The organism is Acaricomes phytoseiuli DSM 14247 (assembly GCF_000376245.1).
In the GTDB taxonomy this organism is placed as follows: Bacteria; Actinomycetota; Actinomycetes; order Actinomycetales; family Micrococcaceae; genus Renibacterium; species Renibacterium phytoseiuli.
The window spans coordinates 1-6,509 of the sequence record NZ_AQXM01000020.1; the positions used below are offsets into that span (position 1 = coordinate 1).

At 52.3% G+C, this 6,509-nt stretch carries 4 protein-coding genes; 3 read left to right on the plus strand and 1 reads right to left on the minus strand.

All coding sequences use genetic code 11. The features are described 5' to 3' along the window. On the minus strand, positions 1–128 hold a 128-nt coding region (locus C501_RS0100365), incomplete at its 3' end, for a transposase (RefSeq protein WP_026174448.1). Between the two features lie 427 nt (positions 129–555). Here C501_RS0100365 and C501_RS13745 point away from each other — a divergent pair. The 3 genes from C501_RS13745 to C501_RS0100380 all read left to right on the plus strand — a co-directional run bounded on the left by C501_RS13745 (position 556) and on the right by C501_RS0100380 (position 6,495). Then, a complete protein-coding gene (locus C501_RS13745; protein WP_169332098.1) occupies positions 556–4,455 on the plus strand; it encodes a M91 family zinc metallopeptidase in 3,900 nt (1,299 codons plus the stop codon). 604 nt (positions 4,456–5,059) lie between these two features. Continuing rightward, a complete protein-coding gene (locus C501_RS0100375; protein WP_018133662.1) occupies positions 5,060–6,157 on the plus strand; it encodes a tyrosine-type recombinase/integrase in 1,098 nt (365 codons plus the stop codon). 5 nt (positions 6,158–6,162) lie between these two features. After that, positions 6,163–6,495 (plus strand): helix-turn-helix domain-containing protein, encoded by a 333-nt coding sequence (locus tag C501_RS0100380; protein WP_018133663.1) that lies wholly within the window; start codon positions 6,163–6,165, stop codon positions 6,493–6,495. The last annotated feature ends 14 nt before the right edge of the window (positions 6,496–6,509 follow it).

The window sequence follows — 6,509 nt, forward strand, 5'->3', positions numbered from 1 at the left end:
TTCAGCCAGTTGAACAACGAGGCTTCGGAAATCCCGAAGTCTCTCGCAATCTGCGATAACGGGGCCCGGGCTTTACGGGCCACAGCCACGACATCGTCACGGAACTCTTTCGGATAGGGCTTGGGCAAGAGATACATCCTTCCAGCGAGGACGAATCCTCACAGATCAGATGTCAACCAAACCCGGGGCAGACCCACGCAACACCACCAAACCCGGCAAACTCCGCAGCCTACGACACAATAAAACCCGTTTTCTGTAGCGACCCCTGATAGTTCATAAAAATATGTGTTTAGAGTGAATTTTATTTTGTTTTTTTGGGTGTGTGGTGGATCATACTGTTTTATGGTCTCTTTCATATGGTTTTCTGGGTTGGTTCGGGTTGTGGTGGCGTCGGTGGTGGCGGTTGGTGTGGTGGTGGGTGTGTTGCCGGCTACTGCGGTAGCAGCACCTGCTGGGGTGGTTGGTGGGTCTGCTGTTCAGGGGCAGGGTTCTGTGCCTGGAAGGGGTGTGGTGCCTGGTGCTGGGTTTAGGTTAGGTGATCAGGTTGTGGTGAAGATGCCTGAAGGAAGTGGGCCTGAGTTGCGGGGCGTGCGGGTGGTGATGGATGGGTCTGATACAGGGATTGTGATCGGCTTGGATCGTTTTGCTCCTGCTGCAGAGTCTCAGGCGGGAGGCGGGCTTACTGAGCGGAAGCTTGTTCGTTTTGATGGTGATGGTGGTGGGGGAAGAGAGAGTGCTGATGCTTTTGTGGAGCGGATGCGTGGCTTATTGGAGGAATTAGGCCAGTCTCGTCAAGGTCAACGACTGCTGAGGGGGATCAGCGGGATGCGTCCATTGACTCAAGTGGGTATGCCTTTGGATACCGGATACCGTGATGTCACGGTGGTGATTCATCGAGGTGTTGATCTTACGGAAAAAGGAGCTGCTGCCTATCCTTTTAATGTTCAGGATTCAAAGAATTTTCAGGGTTCGGTAGCCGGTATTACGGTTTCGGATGAATCTTCTGTTCTTACTGGGATGAATATTGAGGATCGGTCACGGTTCGTTTTAACGGAGAAAGCAATTTTAGCGCATGAACTTATTCATACTTCTCATTATTTGCAAGGAAATGTCCCTACCGGCGACAGATATGTAGTGCCGGTTCAGGTGAAATATGAGAGAAGTAATGGGGCTAAGGAGAAAAATCCTGTTTATATCAAGGCTGAAGAGGTTCGTACGGTTGGGGGTCAAGACCACCTAATTTACAACACCGCAATTAATAAGATGAACGGTAAAAGTGGCATTGAGGATCCTGCTGCAGTGGGTTCTAAACAGGCTGCCGAGAAATTAATCACGGAAGCCACAAAGGCAGGAAATTATGAGAAAGCTACTAATCTTCAAAGGGTTATGAATGCTCGTACTATCACCTTTGGTGTTACAGAGACTTCGTTAATGGAAGAGTGGGGGCTGAACCCGCGTCGACATTATTCCAATTTCAGTGACATACGTGGACAACCGGCGGAAGTTATCGCAAGGCGTATGGGAGTTGGTGTTGATGATGTGGAATATCGTCTTAGGGCCCTTCCGGAAGGGGTGGCGAAGATCACGGATGATCAGGCCAGGAACCCGCAAGAAGTAGAAAAGATTCTGACTAGACGTGGTTCTAAGAATTCTTGGAAGCTTCCCTCGTGTGTGAGAGGTTCTCTTATTGCATGTATCCCAAATTCATCTGAATCTGAAGTTTCCCAGCAGACATGGGATCGCGTAAAAGACGTTGAGAACTTCCTGAAAAATAATCCTGATGCGGAAATTATTGGTAACGCACCTCGAGAAGATGTGATTCATAATAGGGCTTCTAAGACTGCTCAAGAATTTTTAAAAAGTCCTGAAAATAAAGCTTTACTAGAAGAAGGTAAGAATCCAAAGACGTGGGAGAGTAAAGACTCAGCTCGGAAATATAATCAGAAAATTAAGCAGCGATTGATCAGTGGGTTTAGTGCTAGTAATGCTCTCTTTGCTGTTGATATAGCGGATTGGTCTAGGAATATGTATCTTATGGCTACCGATCCGTCCCGGGATCCAGCAGACTTAGAGAATGTGGCACAAGCACTATCGCTTATCCCTGGCCTAAGTCAAGGTATTGGCATTGTTGATGGCATCAATAAGAGTGATCCTCAAATCATTCTTGAGAATGTTGTCGCATTAGCGATTATCACTGCTTCGGTGTTTTTTCCTGCGTTTGGGGTGGCTGCTGGTGTCGGAAGTTTAGCTCAAAGAATTGCAGAAGCTATTGCTTGGTGGTGGCAGCTTCCTGAACCGATTGGTCCTGATTTTTCTGGTCTGGTGGATCGTCCATCTCCTGTGAAAATCGCTGCTGGTGGGGAAGGGCGGGTGAATTGGGTGGTTGCTAATATTGGTCGTGAGGTCTGGTCTGATTTTAAGGGAGAGATGAAGTTCACAGCCCCAGAGGGTATGCGTTTTGTGGAGCAAGAAGCTGTTCCTTCAACGTATTCGATAGATGGTGGTCAGAGCTGGCAGGATGATCCCGGTCTTCAAGGATGTCGTCGTGAAGATGGTGAGAAAACATTAATATGCCGCGGCACCGGTAAGAGGAGCAACTATTGGCAAGGTAGTTTAGGTAATGAGAGGGGGAACTCGAAAAATGAGGGTACTCTACGATTTCAGCCGCTCGTACGAGTTGATGATAATGCTTCTATAGGCTTAGTTACTGGTAGCGGGCACTTATCTTCAAATCACCCATCATCAGTAGCCCAAGATGGGTGGTGGAACCCGGCAATTGGTACGCGAATCGCTTCTGATCAAGAGAATGAATACGATACTACGATAGCTCGGGCCGGCTTATATGTTGAGGTTACCATTAGGAATGGTTTCTTCGGTTCGACGGATAGTTCTGATGTGTCTAAGATTCCTGCTGGTGGGCAGGGTAGGTTGCTATGGGGTGTGGGTAATGATGGACGTGAGGTCTGGTCTTATGGGTATCAAGGTCAGATGAAGTTCGTTGCTCCGGAGTATTCTCGGTTTGTGGATCAGGAGACGGTGCCAGTGTCGTTTAACGGTTCAAAGATGCCGATTGTGAATAAATCTCCTATGCGTGGTTGTCGGACTTACGATAATGGTAAGGAGTTAGTGTGTCAGACTCCAGGTGATTGGGATAATTACTGGCCCGGGGCTATTGGAAACATTTCGAGTGCGAATGCTTGGACGCAGTACCGTGAGATGTATCCCTTAGTACAAGTAGATAGTGATGCTCCGGTAGGCCAGAGATCCAAAGGTGAAGGTGTATTAAGCCTAAATAGTGCTTATCAAGCCCAAGATGGTGGCTGGAATGATCTGGGTAAAATCAATGTTAAGTCAAGTCTTCGTCTTGAGTTTACTGCAGCTGAGACAGTGAGTATTACTGGCTTGGTGGATCGGTCTCCCGTGGCGAAGATTTCTGCTGGTAAGCAGGGTAATGTTTGGTTTACCGTGTCTAATACTGGATTTGAGACCCATAGTCAAAAAGATCGGAGGATGGTTTTTAGGGCTCCTGAGTACTCCCAGTTTGTAGATCAAGAGAGTGTCAATACTTTGTATTCTCTTGATGCTGGTAATACATGGGCAGAAGAGTCTGCTCGTTTAAGGGATTGTCGTGTGGAAGAAGACGGGAAAATATTATCCTGTTCCTCTCCAGCTTCTTCTCGAGGCCCCTGGTGGCAAGGGTCTTTAGGTAATCCTCAAGGAAACAGTAAACGAGAAGAAGTCCGGGCTTTCTCCCCCGTGGTGAAGGTGAACCGGGATGCCCCGGCTGGGAAGAAATTTGAAGGCAATGTTGCTTGGGATATTGGCCCAAAGAGGGAAGTGCTTCAAGCTAAAACCGGTAACTGGCATGAAATTGGCGATCCTAAATTTACTGGGAAGCTTAATATAGAGGTTACACAGAGTGACTACCCTGGGGTAGGTAGCATATATGAACCTACAGCGATTTCTGCTGGTGGGCAGGGGCGTGTGAATTGGGGAGTGTCTAATGCTGGTAGTGAAATATACGCCGATTCTGTTGGGACAATACGTTTTAGAGCCCCTCACCGATCCCGTTTTCCTGACCAAGCGATTGTGCCTACTGCTTCTTCCTTAGACCGAGGTAAAACATGGACTAACTCACAACTCCGTAATTGTCGCGTGGAAGATGCTGGTAAGACCTTGACCTGCCAAGACCCGGGGTCATGGGATCATTACTGGCAAGGGTCTCTAGGTAATCCTCAAGGAAACAGTAAACGAGAAGAGATCCGCTGGATAGGGCCGATCCTTCAAGTAGATCAAGATGCCCCCGAGGGCATGGTTCTTACCGGTGGTCAAGGTGTAATGCCTTTAAACAATGCTCAACAAGCAAACCCAGGAACATGGTGGTCACCCTGGAAACACCTAGGAAACATCAACATCACCGGCACCCTAAACATACGAGTCAAAAGAGCACCCTAAGGGGTGATCGTGGAGGATGTGAAAAATCGCACGTTAAGGTGGTTGGGTGTGAAAACGGAGATTATTGAGCGGTACGGCAACCGGGGCGTGGCAGGTTTCACCCGTACTTGGGCTTTGCCTGGCCAACATCCCATGTCAGAAACGGACCATTCCCGCACACCCGGGGCAGACCCGAACACCTCAACCTCACCGGCAACTACACCTGGCGCAACACCACCAAACCCGGCAAACTCCGCAGCCTACGACACAATAAAACCCGTTTTCTGTAGCGACCCCCGGGTAGGTGGTTTCACGCCCTCTCGCACTACTCTATTTCACCGATAATCTATATTATGTCAACCAAAACAATGATTATTGCATCTGATGCACGATCACCCCTCCTCCGCCCATTGCTACCCTGTACCGTATCTCTTGAAGTAGAACTATGCCTGTGACCTGCGGGGACGCCATGCGAATAGCCAGCCGGAGGTACTGCCAAATCCGCCATGCGGCCCTCAAGGGCTGGAGTGCATAACCATGGAGCGGCCCTCTAATCCGCGGACTTGCGGGGATCCAGCATTAATTGCATGATTCTTGCATCCAATGCAATGTCTCAGGAGGGTTTGTGGCGGTCGATTCAGCGGGACGGGTGCTCGACTTCGGCGCCGCGCGTTTCCTTCACCCGGAGGACCACCTGTTCACCCAAATGCTCACCGGCTGGCGCAACCAGCAGTTGAGCAGGAACCTGTCGTTTGGCACCATCGAGGGCCGGGAACGGCTTGTGACACGGTTCCAGGAGTCCACGAACGAGTATCCGTGGCAGTGGACGCCGGCCCACGTGGACGAGTTCTTCGGGGATCTGCGCAGCGTGAAGCACGCCGCCCAGTCCACTATCCGGAGCTACCAGGCAGGGCTGAGGGCATTCTGCGCCTATGCGGCGTCGCCCGAGTACGGCTGGGACCGGGTCTGCGAACGGTACTTCGGAACGCACCCTTCGCAGGTCTGCTTTGACTGGAACACCGCGGTCCATGCGCAGGCGACAGAGTCAACTCCTGTCCGGCGCCCGTTCACCAAGCAGGAGTTGCAGGCTTTCTTTGACCGGGCCGATGACGAGGTGGACCGGATCGCGACCCTAGGACGCAAGGGCTGGCTGCCGGCCTACCGCGATGCTGTCCTGTTCAAAGTGGCCTACTGCTGGGGCCTGCGTCGTAACGAGGTCCGGCACCTGCAGACAGTGGATTTCTCCCGGAACCCGCACGCTCGGGAGTTCGGCAAGTACGGGCTGCTGCAGGTCCGCTATGGCAAGGCCATGCGGGGATCTCCCCCGAAACGCCGCAGCGTCCTGACGGTGTTTGACTGGTCGGCGGAGATCATCGCCGACTGGCTGGAACGCGGCCACCCGCACATGACCGATGGGCTGGACCTGTTCCCGTCCGAACGCGGCACCCTTGTTTCCGAAACGGCACTGAACCGCAGGTTCAACCGCTACTGCGAAGACCTGGGCCTCTCCCCCGGCCTGGACATCCACTCGCTGCGCCGCTCCTACGTCACCCACCTGATCGAAGCCGGCATGGACCCCCTGTTCGTCCAGCACCAGGCTGGACACGAGCACGCCTCGACCACGGCCCTCTATACCTCTGTCTCCAGCGACTACCGGGTCAAAACGCTGCGCCGTGCCCTGGACTCCACCGTCCGGGACGCACTTGCTGGAATGGAAGACTGAACCTCATGAAACGAGAGATCGACTACCGGTGGCGGCTTGCCGAACTGATGGCAGCCCGCGGAATGCACAACAGCACCGACTTGGGCCCACTGCTAAAAGAACGCGGCATCGAGCTCTCGGCCTCCCAGGTATACCGGCTGGTCACCCAACGACCGGAACGTGTGTCCCTGATGATGGTCGCCGCCCTCTGCGACATCTTCTCCTGCGGACCCGAGGACCTGGTCACCGTCACGGCAACAGACGCCAAGGTCCGCAAGGTCGCCTCCGACGCCAACGTCGTGGACCTGAACAAGACGATCCGCCCCAAACGCGCCCGCGTGATCCGCGATGACGGCTGAGATCACACCGCGGC